Here is a 14660-nt window from a genome sequence, read left to right as displayed (position 1 = left end):
GCATTTTACCGACCTTCTGCCTCTTCCCCATGAATCAACCGAAATCCGGCCCCGCTAATCAGGAGCAAGGGCTCTCCTACCGCGACGCGGGCGTGGACATCGACGCGGGCGACGCGCTCGTCGACCGCATCAAGCCCTTTGCGAAGAAGACCCTGCGCGACGGCGTGATGGGCGGCATCGGCGGATTCGGCGCGCTCTTCGAAGTGCCGAAGAAGTACAAGGAGCCCGTGCTCGTCTCCGGCACCGACGGCGTGGGCACCAAGCTGCGCCTCGCGTTTCATCTGAACAAACACGACACGGTCGGCCAGGATCTCGTCGCGATGAGCGTGAACGACATCCTCGTGCAGGGCGCCGAGCCGCTGTTCTTCCTCGACTACTTCGCGTGCGGCAAGCTGGACGTCGATACGGCGGCCACGGTCGTGAAGGGTATCGCACAGGGCTGCGAGCTCTCGGGCTGCGCGCTGATCGGCGGCGAAACGGCGGAAATGCCGGGCATGTACCCCGACGGCGAGTACGACCTGGCCGGCTTCGCGGTTGGCGCGGTGGAGAAGAGCAAGATCATCGACGGCAGCACGATCGTTCCCGGCGACGTGGTGCTGGGTCTCGCTTCGAGCGGCATTCATTCGAACGGTTTTTCGCTCGTGCGCAAGATCATCGAGCGCGCGAACCCGGATCTGAACGCCGACTTCGACGGCCGCTCGCTTGCCGACGCGCTCATGGCGCCCACGCGCATCTATGTGAAGCCGCTGCTCAAGCTGATGGAAACCATCGGCGTGAAGGGCATGGCGCATATCACCGGCGGCGGTCTGGTGGAGAACATTCCGCGCGTGCTGCGCGAAGGGCTCACGGCCGAGCTGGATCATGCGGCGTGGCCGCTGCCGCCGCTGTTCTCGTGGCTGCAGAAGCACGGCGGTGTGGCGGATGCGGAAATGCATCGCGTGTTCAACTGCGGCATCGGCATGGCGGTGATCGTGGCCGCGGATCAGGCCGATGCGGCGGCTGCACTGCTGGCTGCCGAGGGCGAGCAGGTCTGGAAGATTGGTGTCGTGCGCGAGAGCAAGGAAGGCGAAGCGCAGACGGTGGTGGTCTGACGCGCGGTTGTGTTTTAAGCCCCGGCGCGCGCCGGGGTTGAGCCAGCAACGCATTCGCGCCGGTCCGGCGGACTCTTGAAGTCCCGCCGGCCGGCGCGAAGTCATTTCTGGCGCAGGTATACCTATGGCGCGAGGGCGTCGTTACAACACCGTCCTCACATGCCAAAGCTCCGGAAACAACACGACATCCAGCATCTTGCGCAGATAAGGCGCGCCGCTGGTTCCACCGGTGCCCTGCTTGAACCCGATAATGCGCTCGACCGTCGTGACATGTCTGAACCGCCACTGCCGGAACGCGTCTTCGAGATCGACGAGTTCTTCGGCCATCTCATACAAATCCCAGTACTGCGAAGGATTGCGATAAACCTCGAGCCAGGCCGCCTCGACAGACGCATCATGCAGCGTCGGCTGCGTCCAGTCGCGATTGAGGCGCTCGGGCGCAATAGCAAAGCCACGCCGCGCAAGCAGCCGGATCACCTCGTCATAAAACGAAGGCGCCTCGAGCGTGGCCTTCACCTGCGCATGAATCTCGGGCCGATGCTCATGCGGCTTGAGCATCTGCACATTCTTGTTCCCCAGCAGAAATTCGATCTGCCGATACTGATACGACTGGAACCCCGACGAAGCGCCCAGATACGGCCGCATCGCCGTGTACTCGGAGGGCGTGAGCGTCGAGAGCACGTTCCACGCCTGCACGAGCTGCTCGAGAATGCGCGAGACGCGCGCGAGCTGCTTGAAAGCGGGCGGCAGCTCGTCGCGATGCACGCACGCGAGCGCGGCGCGCAACTCATAGAGCGCGAGCTTCATCCACAGCTCGCTCGTCTGATGCTGGACGATGAACAGCATTTCGTTGTGATCGGGCGAGAGCGGATGCTGTGCGTTGAGCACGGCGTCGAGCGAGAGGTAATCGCCATAGCTCATCGACTTCGAGAAGTCGAGCTGGGCCTCATGCCAGCCTTCGCCGTTTTGCGTCGCCCCCGAAGTGGTCGGGGCGCCCACACCCGCTTGCGGCGCTGCCGCCGCAGCACCATGCCCGAACGGACAGCCGCCGCGCGCGCTTTCGTTGGCGTCCTTGGCGTGAGCCGGGGCGGCGTCGGTGTCGGGCACGCCCGGAATCTGCATGTGGTCGGTCATGTCCGGCTCCTCAGGTCACGGCGCCGCGCGCGGCGAATTCGGGCTTGCGCCAGCTTTCGGTCGCGAGTACGTCGCGCAGCGTTTCCACGGCATCCCACACATCGACATAACGCACATACAACGGCGTGAAGCCGAAGCGCAGCACATGCGGCTCGCGATAATCGCCGATCACGCCGCGCGCGATCAGCGCCTGCATGACCTCATAGCCGTGCGGATGCTCGAAGCTCACGTGCGAGCCGCGTTGCGTATGTTCGCGCGGCGTGACGAGCGTGAGCGGGTATTGCTTGCAGCGCGTCTCGACGAGTTCGATGAAGAGGTCGGTGAGCGCGAGCGACTTGCGGCGGATCGCCTGCATGTCAGTCTGCAGGAACACGTCGAGGCCGCATTCCACGAGCGCCATCGAAACGATCGGCTGCGTGCCGCACAGGTAGCGGCCGATGCCGTTGTCCGGGCGATACACGGGGTGCATCTCGAACGGCGATTTGTGCCCCCACCAACCCGAGAGCGGCTGCGAGAACGCGTCCTGATTGCGCTTGGGCACCCAGACGAAGCCGGGCGAGCCCGGGCCGCCGTTCAGGTACTTGTAGGTGCAGCCGACCGCGTAGTCGGCATTCGCGCCGTTCAGGTCCACGGGCACCGCGCCGGCCGAGTGCGCGAGGTCCCACAGTGCGAGCGCGCCTTGCGCGTGGATGTGCTCGGTGAGCGCGCGCATGTCGTGCATTTCGCCCGTGCGGTAGTTCACGTGCGTGATCATCGCGACGGCCACGTCTTCGCGGATGGCGGCGGGCAGCTCGCTCGGGTCGTCGACCAGGCGCAGCTCATAGCCGCGGTCGAGTTGCTCGATGAGGCCTTGCGCGATGTACAGGTCGCTCGGGAAATTCGAACGCTCGGAGACGATCACACGGCGCTTCGGATCGCGCGCGTTCGCGACGCGCAGCGCGGCGGAGAGCGCCTTGAACAGGTTGATCGAGATGGTGTCGGTCACGACCACTTCGTCTTCGGCCGCACCGATCAGCGCAGCGAGCTTGTTGCCGAGGCGCCGCGGCATGGCGAACCAGCCTGCCGTGTTCCAGCTGCGGATGAGCCCGTCGCCCCATTCGCCGCCGATCACGGCTTGTGCGCGCGCGGCGCTCGCCGCGGGCGGCACGCCCAGCGAATTGCCGTCGAGATAGATGGTTTCGGGCGCGAGCGTGAATTGTTCGCGCAGTGCTGCGAGCGGGTCGGCGCGGTCGAGCGCCAATGCGTCGTTACGGTCGTTCATGTCGATTCTTCGGTGCGGTGAGAGTGTCGGGTCAGGGCGGTGGCGGTGAGCAATTCGGTAAAACTTCGCTGTTCACGCCCGGGAGGGCAGCGCGCGCAGCACGGCGCGCACGGGGCTTGCGTCAAGCGTCGCGAACTTCAGCGGCAGCGCGATCAGTTCGTAGTCGCCGGGCGCGATGGCGTCGAGCACGATGCCTTCGAGAATCGCCATGCGATGCGCGCGGATGCGGTGGTGCGCGTCCATCGTCTTCGATTCCTGCGGGTCGAGCGAAGGTGTGTCGATGCCGATCAGGCGCACGCCATGCGCCGCCAGCAGGTCGATCGTCTCGGGTGCGACCGCGCAAAACGCGCTGTCCCAGCGATCCTGCGGCGCGCTGGCGTAGGTGCGCAGCAGCACGCGCGGCGGGATGCCATCGAGCGCCGCTTGCACGTGCCCGGGCAGCACGAGCGGCGCTGCGCCCACGCAGTGAATCACGCGGCACGCGCCGAGATAGGCGTCGAGCGGCACGGCGCCAATCGGCGCGCCCGCCTCGTCGTAGTGCAGCGGGGCGTCGGTGTGCGCGCCGGTGTGTGGCGACAGCGTCACGCGCGCCACGTTGACCGGCGAGCCGGCTTCCATGCGCCAGACGCGTTCGACGCCAACGGGCGTGTCGCCGGGCCAGACGGGCGTTTCGGGCTGAATGGGTGGGGAAATGTCCCAGAGGTCGTTCATCTTGTTGACGAGGTTGTCTCCGTGTGTTTCGAATGATAGGCAACTCGTCGCGAAATGTGCTTGCGAAAAAAACGCCGTACGCTACAGTTCTTGGCACATAATTTGAGTCAACAGGGGAACGGAGACCAAAAAATGAATGCCATCTCGCTCGATGCCACCGATTGCCGGATTCTTGCCGTGCTCCAGAACGAGGGACGTATCAGCAACCTCGATCTGGCCGAGCGTATTTCGCTTTCGCCGTCCGCGTGCCTGCGGCGGCTGCGCCTGCTGGAAGAGCAGGGCGTGGTGGAGCGCTATCGCGCTTGCCTGAACCGGGAGATTCTCGGCTTTGAAATGGAGGCCTTCGTGCAGGTCTCGATGCGCAACGACCAGGAAAGCTGGCACGAGCGCTTCGTCACGGCGCTGCGTGACTGGCCCGAGGTGGTGGGGGCCTACGTGGTGACTGGCGAGACGCACTATCTGCTGCGCGTGCTCGCGCATAACCTGAAGCACTATTCGGAGTTCGTGCTCAACAAGCTCTACAAGGCGCCGGGCGTGATGGATATCCGCTCGAACATCGTGCTCACCACGCTCAAGGTCGAGGCGGGCATCCCGGTCGATTTGATCGCGCATCGCGGGGAGCCGAAGGCTTGATCGATGCGCCCGGCACTGCGGGGATTCCGTTCTGTCCCCCTTGGTGAGGCGTGAGCCGCTTGCGAGCCGCCACGCCCGCGGTGGTAAGGGGGCGGCTGCGCTTTTCGAAGCGCTAGTGGCAGCCGCGGCCTAGAGCGGCAGGAGCTGATGGAATGCGCCGCCGTGGAACACGAGCGGCGAGGCGCTGTCGCTACTGTCGTCGCCCGGTTCGCGAACGCCGCAGCGTTCCACCTCGCCTACGAAGATCACGTGATCGCCTTCGTCGTAGCGGCTGCGGTTATGGCACTCGAACCACGCGATGGCGCCGTCGAGCACGGGCATGCCGCTGTCGCCGGCCGCGTGCGAAACGCCTTCGAAGCGGTCGCCTTTCACGGTGGCGAAGCGCTTGCACAGGTCGAGCTGCGACGCGGCGAGCACATTCACCACATAATGGCTGTTGCTGCGGAACACCGGCATCGACGCCGAGCGCGTCGCGAGGCTCCACAGCACGAGCGGCGGGCTGAGCGAGACCGAGTTGAACGAGCTCGCCGTGATGCCGATCAGCTGGCCGTTGGGCGCGCGCGTCGTGATGACGGTCACGCCGGTCGCAAACTGGCCGAGCGCGCGGCGGAACGCAGCGTCGTCGAAGTTGGGTGGGCTGGCGCGGCGGGTCATGGGCGTACGCCCCGGGCGTTGGGGCGCGTGCCCGGCGTGAGCGGGACAGGGCGGGCGGCGCAGGCGGGAGTCGGTCTGAACGTCATGTGTAATTTCGGCGAATTGCCCCAATTTTAACGAAAAGCGGCGGGTGACGGCTCATTGGCCTGGCGGCTTTGGATGAAGCGGGAAATCAGCAAATAGCTGCGCGGGCCTTCGGAACTCACGACAGTGGCGCCGGCGCGGCATTCAAGGAGAGTGCAGCGTCAACTACCCCGCCCTCAAGGGCGGAGCTTGAGGCAGTAGCCAAGCTTGGGTTGACCAGGCCGAGCGCCGCGAGGCGCTACGTTGCGCAGAAGACAGCAGACCCACCCTGGCGTGCTTCCTCAGCGTCAGGCTCTGGAAGGGGCGGTTGCAGACAAGCGACCGGGTAAGCACGAAACGGACCGTCCCCGTCAGTACTTTCGCTGACACCTGCTGTGCAACATGGCCGAGGGGAGACTTCCCGCAAGGGAAGCGTCACCAGGCCCGTAAGGGCAACGTTTTAACAGGAGCCAACATGTCGGTGTTCGTGCTGGATCGAAGTGGCAAACCGCTGATGCCGTGCAGCGAGAAGCGCGCGACGCTGCTGCTCGCACGTGGTCGTGCGCGCGTGCATCGTGTAATGCCGTTCGTAATCCGGCTCGTGGATCGCAAGGCTGGCGCCTGCGCACGCCAACCGATGCGCATCAAACTCGACCCCGGCAGTAAGGTCACAGGGATCGCGCTCGTGCGCGAGGCCGATCATGGTGTGGCCGTGCTCAACCTGTTCGAGTTGGTCCATCGTGGCCGTCAGATCAGCGAGGCACTCGCGGCACGGCGCGCATTTCGTCGGCGCCGTCGCGGTTCCAATGTGCGCTACCGCGCGCCGCGCTTCCTGAACCGCAGGAGGTCGCAGGGGTGGCTGCCGACGAGTTTGCGCCATCGTGTGGAAACGACGGCGGCATGGGTGAACCGTATCCGTCGCTGGGCGCCGGTCACGGCGCTTTCGTCCGAACTTGTTCGATTTGATCTGCAGCGCCTCGAGAACCCGGAAATCTCCGGCATCGAGTATCAGCAAGGAACACTCGCGGGCTACGAGGTGCGCGAGTATCTGTTGGAGAAGTGGAACCGTACCTGCATCTACTGCGATGTGAAGGGGCGTCCGCTGCAGATCGAACACCTCACGGCCAAGGCGCGCAACGGCAGCAACCGCATCGGCAATCTGGGTATCGCATGCAGCAACTGCAACCAGGACAAAGGGGCGCGCGATGTGCGCGAGTACGTCAAGGACCCGCAACGCCTGGCGCGCATCCTTGCGACCGCCTCGCGTCCGCTGAAGGACGCCGCAGCGGTCAATGCCACGCGCTGGGCGCTTGCCAATGCGCTCCGGGCCACCGGTCTGCCGCTCGAACTCGCCTCGGGTGCCCGCACGAAATTCAACCGGGTCACGCACGGCATACCCAAGACCCATGCTTTTGATGCGGTCTGTGTGGGAGATGTGGGTAGCATTCGCGACTGGCAACGCCCGTCGTTGGCCATCAAGGCTAGCGGACGCGGCAGCTATCAACGCACGCGCCTGACGCGACATGGGTTTGCTCGAGGATATCTCATGCGGCAAAAGCAGGTGCATGGATTCCAGACTGGCGACCATGTCCGTGCCAATGTGCCGGGCGGCAAGAAGGCCGGCAGCCATATCGGCCGCGTTGCTGTTCGCGCCACTGGCTCGTTCAACATTCAGACGGCCCGTGCTGTCGTTCAAGGTATCAGCTACCGCTATTGCACGCTCATTCAGCGCGGCGATGGCTATTCGTACGCCCCTCAACCCAAGGATAGCTTTTGACAAGGAGATGCGGGTGTAGGGCGTGCTTCGCACGCCGTGCTATCCCTCCACGGCATAAATGCCGAGGTTTCCCGCGTAATCGGATGAGTCAGACGATCGAAACCGCCACGCTCGGCGGCGGATGTTTCTGGTGTCTGGAGGCGGTGTATCTGCGCGTGGACGGCGTGGTCGCGGTGGAGTCCGGCTACGCGGGCGGCCATGCCGCGAACCCGTCCTACGAGCAGGTTTGCGATGGCGACACGGGCCACGCGGAAGTCGTGAAGGTGGATTTCGATCCGGCGAAGATCAGCTATCGCGAGATTCTGGACATCTTCTTCGCGATTCACGATCCGACCCAGTTGAACCGCCAGGGCAACGACGTCGGCACGCAGTATCGCTCGGTCGTCTTCACGGATTCGGAGGCGCAGCGCGAGACGGCGCTGCAGGCGATCCGCGAGCTGAAGGCCGAGGGCGTCTACGACGGCGAAATCGTCACCCAGGTGGTGCCGCTCGACGGCAATTACTTCCCTGCCGAAGCGTATCACCAGAACTACTTCGCGCAGCATCCGAACCAGGGCTATTGCGCGTTCGTCGTGGCGCCCAAGGTGGCGAAGTTCCGCCAGAAGTTCGCGCATCGGCTCAAAGCCGAGTGAGCGGCGCGTAAAAGCGTTCATAGGGACGGCGGGCGCGGTTCAGGCTTCTGAACGGCGTCCGCCGTTTTTATTGCGCGGCCCTATTCGGCCGTCGAGGCGCTTTCGCTGCGCATGCGCAGCATTTCGTCGGCGATGGCGCGCGCGAGTTTCGCGCAGGTCAGCGGCGCCGAGCCTTCCGCCTTGTTGTTGGTCGTGATCAGCACCGGCTGGCCCGCGATCGCGTAGCGCGCGGCCAGTTCGGCGAGGGCGTCGCGGGTGTGCGGGTCTTCGTCGACGAGCTTGTCGAACGGCTCGTAGCGCGCTTTCGCCTGTTCGTACTTGAAGCCACTGTGCAGGCTCCAGCGCACGATCAGCGGGCCCGCGGGCACTTCCCCGTCCATCAGCGCGAGCGCCGCGGCCTGGCGCAGCGGGTCGGGCATGCGCGCGTGCAACCCGACGCAGTAGCGCACGCCTGCCGCGCGCAGCGTTCGCACGAAGCGCGGCGTGAGCAGGATGCCGTCGCGGATCTCGACGGCATAGCACGGGCCATCGACGGGCAGCGGCGGCAGTGCGGCGAGAAAGGCCGCCAGACGCTCGACGAAGGCGGCCGGATCGGCGAGCAACTGGTCGGGCAGCGGCGGGAACTGGAACACGAGCGCGCCCGCTTTCGCGCCGAGTCCCGCGAGGCACGGCTCGACGAATTCGCGCGCGGCAAGGTCGGCGTTCAGGAAGCAGGGATTGGCCGAGACCGGCTCGCCGCGATCGCCGCGCACGCTCGCGTCGGTGATGAGCGCGGGCGCTTTCACGATGAAGCGGAAGTGGTCCGGCACCTGCTGGGCGTAGCGCAAGTAGTCGGTGACGGTGAGCGGTGCGTAGAACGAGCGGTCGATGCTCACCGAGCGCAAGAGCGGATGCGCGCCATAGGCGGCGAGCCCATCGCGCGCGAGCTTGGAGTTGCTGTAGTCGTCGCCGTAGACGATGCCGCGCCAGCCCGGGAACGACCACGACGAGGTGCCCAGGCGCACGCCCGGCGGCAGCTCGGCGGCGAGATCGAGCACGTCTTGCTCGGGAATGGCGGGCAGCACGCCTTTCGCACGGCGGCGTGGGGCGGGCGAATCTGGCGACGATTGGGCCGGCTTCGCGGCTTTGGTCTGCGCTGGGCGTTCGCGTATGACGGCGTCGTCGTCGTCATGCGCCGATTCCGTGGCTGCAGCATCGGCGGCCTTGCGGCGCGTGCCGCGCCCCAGCTGTGGCTCACGCGGCTCGGGCGGCACGAAGCCGAACAGGTCGGTCTGGGTATCGGGCTGAGCTTCCGCGCGTGCAGTCCGCGTATTGCGTCTCTCGATCGTGCGGCCCGGTTGCCTCGAAGGGCGCGTCGCGTTGCGCGCTTCGCCGTCATCCTCTGGCGGCGCCGCGCCGGAGCTGTCGTTCTCTAGTGCCCCGAAAAGGCCGTCGTCGCGTTCGTTCATGCGTTTGAGTCGTGATGGCGATCGGGTGGTCAAAGCCGCCCGCCGCAAGGGGCCAGGCTCGGGCACGACTGACAAGCGCGCCTTCCCGCAAAAAAACACAGCGGCGCGGGCCGATGCCTGCGCCGCTGCACGTCTCGCCGATCCTTCGAAGCGGCATCAGAGCGGCTTCTCGTACATATAGCGGCGCGACCACGGCAGCGTTTTCGCGCTGCGTCCGGCCTTGCGGCAGACGATCTGGTAGATCGACACGTCGTCGTGCTCGAACGCGTACGCGCAGCCCGCCAGATAGACGCGCCAGATGCGGAACTTCTCGTCGTCGACGAGCTTTTTCGCTTCCTCGGCGCGGGCCTCGAAGTTCTCCGCCCAGATGCCGAGCGTGTGCGCATAGTGACGGCGCAGGCTCTCCACGTCAACCGCCTCGAGCCCGCCGCGCTGTGCCGCTTCGAGCGCGAGGCCGATGTGAGGCAGTTCGCCGTCGGGAAAGACGTAGCGGTCGATGAACTCGCCGGCGCCCAGCGCCGTCTCGCCACTCTCGGCGTCGCTCGACGTGATGCCGTGGTTCATGGCGACGCCGTCGTCGGCGAGCAGCTCGCGCACCTTCGTGAAATAGCCGGGTAGATTCTTGCGCCCGACGTGCTCGAACATGCCGACGCTCGTGATGCGGTCGAACTGGCCCTGAATGTCGCGGTAATCCTGCAGGCGGATCTCGATGCGATCGGCGAGGCCCGCGGCCTTCACGCGCTCGGTGGCGAGGTTGAACTGGTTCTGCGAGAGCGTCACGCCCACGCAGCGCGCGCCGAACTTCTGCGCCGCGCGCAGCACGAGCGCGCCCCAGCCGCAGCCGATGTCGAGCAGCGTCTGCCCCGGCTGCAGCTGGATCTTGGTGAGGATGTGGTCGATCTTCTTGAGCTGCGCGGTGCCGATGTCTTCGTCGCCGTTCTCGAAGTACGCGCACGAATAGACCATGTTCTCGTCGAGCCACAGCTTGTAGAACTCGTTCGAGACGTCGTAGTGGTACTGGATGGCCTGCTTGTCGGTGTTCTTCGAGTGCGTGAAATAGCGGCGCACCCGTGCGAGCTTGCCCGCGTTCGTGATGGTGTTGCGCGCGAGCGAGTAGCTGATGTCGATGATGTCGGCGAGCCGGCCTTCAATGTCGATCTTGCCCTTCACGTAGGCCTCGCCGAGATTGTCGAGGCTGGGATCGAGCAAGAGCGGCAGCGCCGATGCGCTGTTGACCTTCAGCGTGACCTGCGGGGCGGCGAAGTGGCCGAAGTCGTACTGCTGGCCGCTCCAGAGCACGAGCCGCGCGGGCAGGTTGGCCTTGTTGCGCACTTCGTCGACCCACTGAGCGAGTTTTTTCTCCCAGAACATGCGTTTCTCTCCGTGCCGATCCGGAGTGAGTGCTTGCCTGCTGACTCCGGTCCCCTGCGGGATGGTTGTGTTCCGATGAACGGTTCAAGCCCAAAGACAAAAGCGAACTGCAATGCGTGCTACGAGGCAAAACTGACTGGCACGGCGCCGCGGTGAACTGCGGCGCACGCGTGATGCGGGGTGAAGCGACTACGGGGTGATGCGGTGGAACTCTGCGAAGCTTCGGGAAGTCGCGCTGGATCAGGGGGCGAGGCGTTCGATACGCCATGCGGCGCCGTCCCGCGTATAGCGGATGCGGTCGTGCAGCCGCGACGGACGCCCTTGCCAGAACTCGATGGCGTCCGGCACGAGCCGGTAGCCGCCCCAGTGCGGCGGCCGCGGCGGATGCTCGCCGTACTGCGCGCTGATTTCGCGCTCGCGCGCTTCGAGCTCGGCGCGACTGCCGATCACGGCGCTTTGTTCCGAGGCCCACGCGCCGATGCGCGAACCGAGCGGGCGCGACTGGAAATACGCGTCGCTTTCCGCGTCGCTGGTCTTTTCGACCCGGCCTTCGATGCGCACCTGGCGCTCGAGCTCGATCCAGTGAAAGAGCAGCGCCGCGTGCGGATTGGCGGTGAGCTCGCGGCCCTTGCGGCTGTCGTAGTTGGTGAAGAACACGAAGCCGCGTTCGTCCACGCCCTTGATCAGCAGGATGCGCGCGGCGGGGCGGCCCTCTGCGTCGACGGTCGCGACGGTCATCGCGTTCGGCTCGGGCAGCCTGGCGTCGAGCGCCTGGCTGAACCAGGTCTGGAATTGGCGGATCGGGTCAGGGTCGACGTCGGAGGCGTCGAGCGAACCGAGCGAGTAGTTCTTGCGGAGGTCGGCGAGCGAGGTCATTTTTTATGCAGACGCTTCAATGCGGACTAGTATATCGAAGACAGCGGCGAAGGCAGCGGCAACGCGACGGGGGCGCAGCGCCCGCGCCTTGATCGGCCGGGGGGCAGCCCGTTTGGTCGCGATCAGGCAAAATATGCGTTCTCAAGGACCGTGACAGTGCGCGATCGGTCCGCTTTCGATCCGCTATCGTCATGTCCAGTACACCGCTTTCCACTGCTGCCGGTTCCACCGGCCTCGCCGATCTTACCGCGCCCGCCGCGGCCGATGTTGCCGACCGGGCGCGCCGCTTTGGCGGCGTGGCGCGGCTTTATGGCGCACCCGCGCTCGAGGCTTTCGCGCGGGCGCATGTCGCCGTGATCGGCATTGGCGGGGTGGGCTCGTGGGTCGCGGAGGCGCTCGCGCGCAGCGCGATCGGCACGCTCACGCTCATCGACCTCGACAACGTCGCGGAGAGCAATACCAACCGCCAGATCCACGCGCTCGACGGCAACTACGGCAAGCCGAAGGTCGAGGCGATGGCCGAGCGCATCAAGCTCATCGATCCGGCCTGCGACGTGCGGCTCGTCGAGGATTTCGTCGAGCCGTCGAATTTCGATGCGTTGCTCGGCGGCGGCTTCGACTACGTGGTGGACGCCATCGACAGCGTGCGCACCAAGACCGCGCTGATCGCCTGGTGCGTCGAGCATCGCGTGCCGCTCATCACCGTGGGCGGCGCGGGCGGCCAGCTCGACCCCACGCGCATTCGCATCGACGATCTCGCGCTCACCATTCAGGACCCGCTGCTTTCGAAGGTGCGCGGGCAATTGCGCAAGCACCACGGCTTCCCGCGCGGCCCCAAGGCGCGTTTCAAGGTGAGCGCCGTGTATTCCGACGAGCCGCTCATTTACCCGGAGGTCGCCGTTTGCGATATCGACAGCGAGGCCGAGCACGTGAGCACCTCGCCCGGTCACCACGGGCCGGTGGGCTTGAATTGCGCGGGTTTCGGCTCGAGCGTGTGCGTGACGGCGAGCTTTGGCTTTGCCGCCGCGGCGTATGTGCTGCGCGCGCTTGCGCATCGGAGCGCGGCGGGTTGAAGGTGCCCATAGTCAGTTGTGCGCGAGCCGGCTGCGGCCGCGCGCATGCAAAAGAACGCGGGTGAAAAAAACGCACGGTCATGACCGTGCGTTTTTGTTTGAGCACCAGGCGCGTCGTACTCAGTTCAGCGTGGCGCTCAGCTTGCGCCGCCATTCACTCACGAGTTGCGGCTGATGCGCCGCGAGATCGAACACCGAGAGCATGGTCTTGCGGCCGATGTCGTCGCGGAACGTGCGGTCGCGCTTGACGATCTCGAGCAGGTGCTCGAGCGCAGCCGCGTACTTGCGCCGCGCGATCAGCGCGCTCGCGAGATCGAAACGCGCTTCGAGATCTTCGGGGTGCGCGCTCACCTGGGCTTCGAGCGCGTCGGTGGGGGGCAGGTCGGCGGCAGCGTCGAGCGCGTCGAGGCGGGTCTTGAGCGCGTTAAAGCGCGGGTCGATGCCCTGGGTGGTCTTCGGCGAGAGCAGCTCGACTTCCTTGTGCGCATCGTCGGCGCGGTTGTCGGCGAGCAGCAGCTCGATCAGATCCATGCGCGCCTCGTCGAAGCCGGGGTCGTAGGCGAGCGCGGCTTGCAGCGCCTCATAGGCGTCGTCGCGGCGGCCTTCGGCGAGCGCTTCCTGGGCGGCCTCGCGCGCGGCTTGTGCGGAGTCGGGAATCAGGCGGTCGAGAAACTCGCGCAGCTGACCTTCGGACAGCACGCCGATGAACTGGTCCACCGGCCGCTGGTCGACGAAGGCCACCACGTGCGGAATGCTGCGCACCTGGAAGTGCGCGGCGAGCTCCTGGTTCTCGTCGACATTGACCTTCACGAGCTTCCATTTACCCGCGTACTCGGCTTCGAGCTTTTCGAGCATCGGCCCGAGCGACTTGCACGGGCCGCACCACGGCGCCCAGAAGTCGACGAGCACCGGCGCGAGCGCCGACGCCTCGATCACGTCCTTTTCAAAAGTGGCCAGGGTGGTATCCATTACGTCCTCGTTGGGAAAATCCGTTACACATGAAGATGAGGGCGAATCGGCGCGCTTCAATGCTGCGGCTTCTTCTCGGGCAGCGGAATCCATTCGGTTTCGCCGGGGACGTGCCCCATTTCCTGGCGCGTCCAGGCGGCCTTGGCGGCTTCGATCTTCTCGCGCGAGCTGGCGACGAAGTTCCATTCGATGAAGCGCTCGCCCTCGAGCTTCTCGCCTCCGAGCAGCATCACACGCGCCCCGTTCGTGCTCGCGAGCGTGACGGTTTCGTTGGGCGTCAGCACGGCCATGGTGTATTGCTCGAGCGGCGTGCCGTCGATGCTGAGATCGCCCTCGACGAGATAGACGCCGCGCTCCTCATGCTCCGCGTCGAGCGCGATGGCGCTGCCGGGCGCGAACTCGGCGGCCACGTAGAGCGTGCCCGAGAAGGTCGCGACAGGCGAGGTCGCGCCGAACGCCGTGCCCGCGATCACGCGCATCGAGACGCCGTTGCGCTCGATAGCCGGCAGCGTGGCGGCCGGATGATGGAAGAACGACGGCTCGGTGTCTTCGTGCTCGAGCGGCAGCGCGACCCAGGTCTGGATGCCATGCATGGTGAGGCCGGTCTTGCGTGCTGCGTCGGGCGTGCGCTCGGAGTGGACGATGCCGCGTCCCGCCGTCATCCAGTTGACGTCGCCGGGGACGATCTCCTGGGCCGAGCCGATGCTGTCGCGATGCATGAGCGCGCCGTCGAAGAGATACGTGACGGTGGCGAGTCCAATATGCGGATGCGGCCGCACGTCGACGCCTGAGCCCGGTTCGAGCGTGGCCGGCCCCATGTGGTCGAAGAAGATGAACGGGCCGACGAGGCGCGCGGCCATCGCGGGCAGCACGCGGCGCACATAGAGATTGCCGATGTCGCGCTGATGAGGCTTGAGGACCGCTTTGATCGATGAGGACATGGATGCTTCCTTGATGAGTCGGACGG

The 14660-nt window shown here is 65.8% G+C and carries 14 protein-coding genes; 5 read left to right on the top strand and 9 right to left on the bottom strand.

Translation table 11 applies throughout. From position 1 onward, the window contains the following. Nucleotides 1–29 precede the first annotated feature (29 nt). Entirely contained in the window at nucleotides 30–1091 is a 1062-nt protein-coding gene (gene purM, locus BO1_RS01820) for a phosphoribosylformylglycinamidine cyclo-ligase (RefSeq protein WP_028216083.1), read from the top strand. Nucleotides 1092–1232: 141 nt separating this feature from the next. Here purM and kynA read toward each other — a convergent pair whose 3' ends face one another. From kynA to kynB, 3 genes are all read right to left on the bottom strand, one after another. Next, nucleotides 1233–2225, bottom strand: coding sequence for a tryptophan 2,3-dioxygenase (kynA, locus tag BO1_RS01815; RefSeq protein WP_028216082.1), 993 nt, complete (start codon nucleotides 2223–2225; stop codon nucleotides 1233–1235). A 10-nt stretch (nucleotides 2226–2235) separates the two neighbouring features. Continuing rightward, on the bottom strand, nucleotides 2236–3486 hold the full coding sequence (kynU, locus tag BO1_RS01810; RefSeq protein ID WP_028216081.1) for a kynureninase: 1251 nt from the start codon (nucleotides 3484–3486) through the stop codon (nucleotides 2236–2238). Nucleotides 3487–3558: 72 nt separating this feature from the next. Then, nucleotides 3559–4197, bottom strand: coding sequence for an arylformamidase (kynB, locus tag BO1_RS01805; RefSeq protein WP_028216080.1), 639 nt, complete (start codon nucleotides 4195–4197; stop codon nucleotides 3559–3561). Between the two features lie 132 nt (nucleotides 4198–4329). On the opposite strand from kynB, the gene BO1_RS01800 reads away from it, so the two are divergent. Next, nucleotides 4330–4830 carry an Lrp/AsnC family transcriptional regulator gene (locus tag BO1_RS01800; protein WP_028216079.1) on the top strand — a complete coding sequence of 167 codons (501 nt, stop codon included), beginning with the start codon at nucleotides 4330–4332 and terminating at the stop codon, nucleotides 4828–4830. Between the two features lie 129 nt (nucleotides 4831–4959). On the opposite strand, the gene BO1_RS01795 is transcribed toward BO1_RS01800, so the two are convergent. Beyond that, complete coding sequence (locus BO1_RS01795; protein WP_028216078.1) at nucleotides 4960–5484, bottom strand: flavin reductase family protein; 525 nt, start codon at nucleotides 5482–5484, stop codon at nucleotides 4960–4962. A 538-nt stretch (nucleotides 5485–6022) separates the two neighbouring features. On the opposite strand from BO1_RS01795, the gene iscB reads away from it, so the two are divergent. Continuing rightward, nucleotides 6023–7324, top strand: coding sequence for an RNA-guided endonuclease IscB (gene iscB, locus BO1_RS49310; RefSeq protein WP_043283537.1), 1302 nt, complete (start codon nucleotides 6023–6025; stop codon nucleotides 7322–7324). Nucleotides 7325–7407: 83 nt separating this feature from the next. Next, nucleotides 7408–7956, top strand: coding sequence for a peptide-methionine (S)-S-oxide reductase MsrA (msrA, locus tag BO1_RS01785; protein WP_028216077.1), 549 nt, complete (start codon nucleotides 7408–7410; stop codon nucleotides 7954–7956). A gap of 80 nt (nucleotides 7957–8036) precedes the next feature. Here the strand turns inward: msrA and BO1_RS49305 are convergent, their stop codons facing one another. The 3 genes from BO1_RS49305 to pdxH all read right to left on the bottom strand — a co-directional run bounded on the left by BO1_RS49305 (nucleotide 8037) and on the right by pdxH (nucleotide 11651). After that, nucleotides 8037–9404, bottom strand: a complete 1368-nt coding sequence (locus BO1_RS49305) for a DUF72 domain-containing protein (RefSeq protein WP_245643683.1) — start codon at nucleotides 9402–9404, stop codon at nucleotides 8037–8039. 156 nt (nucleotides 9405–9560) lie between these two features. Next, complete coding sequence (locus BO1_RS01775) at nucleotides 9561–10775, bottom strand: SAM-dependent methyltransferase (protein ID WP_028216076.1); 1215 nt, start codon at nucleotides 10773–10775, stop codon at nucleotides 9561–9563. 240 nt (nucleotides 10776–11015) lie between these two features. Then, a complete protein-coding gene (gene pdxH / locus BO1_RS01770; protein WP_028216075.1) occupies nucleotides 11016–11651 on the bottom strand; it encodes a pyridoxamine 5'-phosphate oxidase in 636 nt (211 codons plus the stop codon). A gap of 191 nt (nucleotides 11652–11842) precedes the next feature. Here pdxH and tcdA point away from each other — a divergent pair, with 191 nt between their 5' ends. Beyond that, entirely contained in the window at nucleotides 11843–12724 is an 882-nt protein-coding gene (gene tcdA, locus BO1_RS01765; RefSeq protein ID WP_028216074.1) for a tRNA cyclic N6-threonylcarbamoyladenosine(37) synthase TcdA, read from the top strand. A gap of 120 nt (nucleotides 12725–12844) precedes the next feature. Here tcdA and trxA read toward each other — a convergent pair whose 3' ends face one another. Together trxA and BO1_RS01755 are read right to left on the bottom strand one after the other, a co-directional pair. Next, complete coding sequence (trxA, locus tag BO1_RS01760) at nucleotides 12845–13693, bottom strand: thioredoxin (protein WP_028216073.1); 849 nt, start codon at nucleotides 13691–13693, stop codon at nucleotides 12845–12847. A gap of 56 nt (nucleotides 13694–13749) precedes the next feature. Further along, entirely contained in the window at nucleotides 13750–14634 is an 885-nt protein-coding gene (locus tag BO1_RS01755) for a pirin family protein (protein ID WP_028216072.1), read from the bottom strand. Between the last annotated feature and the right edge of the window lie 26 nt (nucleotides 14635–14660).

The organism is Paraburkholderia oxyphila NBRC 105797 (genome assembly GCF_000685075.1).
Taxonomy (GTDB): Bacteria; Pseudomonadota; Gammaproteobacteria; order Burkholderiales; family Burkholderiaceae; genus Paraburkholderia; species Paraburkholderia oxyphila.
Note: the sequence above shows the minus strand (reverse complement) of the source record. Positions and strands in the feature narration are given on the sequence as shown.

Bases quoted from the DNA above. Each gene is read 5' to 3' on its own strand.
- purM (WP_028216083.1), top strand. From the start codon at position 30: ATGAATCAACCGAAATCCGGCCCCGCTAATCAGGAGCAAGGGCTCTCC.
- kynA (WP_028216082.1), bottom strand. From the start codon at position 2,225: ATGACCGACCACATGCAGATTCCGGGCGTGCCCGACACCGACGCCGCC.
- kynU (WP_028216081.1), bottom strand. From the start codon at position 3,486: ATGAACGACCGTAACGACGCATTGGCGCTCGACCGCGCCGACCCGCTC.
- kynB (WP_028216080.1), bottom strand. From the start codon at position 4,197: ATGAACGACCTCTGGGACATTTCCCCACCCATTCAGCCCGAAACGCCC.
- BO1_RS01800 (WP_028216079.1), top strand. From the start codon at position 4,330: ATGAATGCCATCTCGCTCGATGCCACCGATTGCCGGATTCTTGCCGTG.
- BO1_RS01795 (WP_028216078.1), bottom strand. From the start codon at position 5,484: ATGACCCGCCGCGCCAGCCCACCCAACTTCGACGACGCTGCGTTCCGC.
- iscB (WP_043283537.1), top strand. From the start codon at position 6,023: ATGTCGGTGTTCGTGCTGGATCGAAGTGGCAAACCGCTGATGCCGTGC.
- msrA (WP_028216077.1), top strand. From the start codon at position 7,408: ATGAGTCAGACGATCGAAACCGCCACGCTCGGCGGCGGATGTTTCTGG.
- BO1_RS49305 (WP_245643683.1), bottom strand. From the start codon at position 9,404: ATGAACGAACGCGACGACGGCCTTTTCGGGGCACTAGAGAACGACAGC.
- BO1_RS01775 (WP_028216076.1), bottom strand. From the start codon at position 10,775: ATGTTCTGGGAGAAAAAACTCGCTCAGTGGGTCGACGAAGTGCGCAAC.
- pdxH (WP_028216075.1), bottom strand. From the start codon at position 11,651: ATGACCTCGCTCGCCGACCTCCGCAAGAACTACTCGCTCGGTTCGCTC.
- tcdA (WP_028216074.1), top strand. From the start codon at position 11,843: ATGTCCAGTACACCGCTTTCCACTGCTGCCGGTTCCACCGGCCTCGCC.
- trxA (WP_028216073.1), bottom strand. From the start codon at position 13,693: ATGGATACCACCCTGGCCACTTTTGAAAAGGACGTGATCGAGGCGTCG.
- BO1_RS01755 (WP_028216072.1), bottom strand. From the start codon at position 14,634: ATGTCCTCATCGATCAAAGCGGTCCTCAAGCCTCATCAGCGCGACATC.